The sequence below is a fragment of the Dermabacter sp. HFH0086 genome, assembly GCF_000413375.1.
Taxonomy (GTDB): domain Bacteria; phylum Actinomycetota; class Actinomycetes; order Actinomycetales; family Dermabacteraceae; genus Dermabacter; species Dermabacter hominis.
On the sequence record NZ_KE340308.1, the window covers coordinates 671,172 to 671,903 of the forward strand.

Here is a 732-nt window from a genome sequence, read left to right on the forward strand (position 1 = left end):
GACAAGGACACTGGTGAGATCACGGTTACCATCCCTGGGGATGCGAAGCCGGGTGACAAGATCACCGTTCCGGTTGAGGTGACTTACCCGGATGGTTCGAAGGACAACGTTGACGTCACCGTCACGGTTGAGAAGGACGCGACTCCGGTGACGCAGCGCGTTACGTTTGGCGTGAAGGTTGACGGCAGTATTGTCGAGTCTGATGGTGACAACACGACGGCCGAGGAGCTTCCGGAGTCTGTGCGTGACGTTGTTGTCACTCTGACGGCGGAAGACGGAACCGAGTTCAAGTCCAACGACAACGGTGAAACCTGGCGTGGTGCCAAGGGCTCCCCGGTTGTTCAGAACTTTGGTCTTGCAGATATTCCAGCGGGCACCTACAAGGTATCCGTTTCCGGTCTCGATGACGTCAACAAGGACAACCTGAAGCTCAAGGAAGACAGCCAGCTTCGTGACGGTGCAACTGTTGAGATCACCGGTAACACGGGCAACCTGTTCGTAGAGCTCGAAGCGGTTGATAGCAAGAAGTACGAGCCTGCTTATGAGGACAAGCTGGTTGTTCCTGGCAAGGAGACCAAGTCGTCCCCGTCGTTCACTGGCAAGGACGGTAAGGACGTCAAGGCTCCTGAGGGTTCGGAGTTCAAGATCACTGACGGCTTCACTGCTCCTGAGGGCTATGAGGTCAAGATTGATGAGAACACCGGTGAGATCACGGTGACGTTCCCGGACGGC

The 732-nt window shown here is 56.1% G+C and carries 1 protein-coding gene; it reads left to right on the forward strand.

All coding sequences use genetic code 11. The annotated features are described in order from the left end of the window. On the forward strand, positions 1 to 732 hold a 732-nt coding region (locus HMPREF1484_RS11655), incomplete at both ends, for a YPDG domain-containing protein (RefSeq protein WP_016663546.1).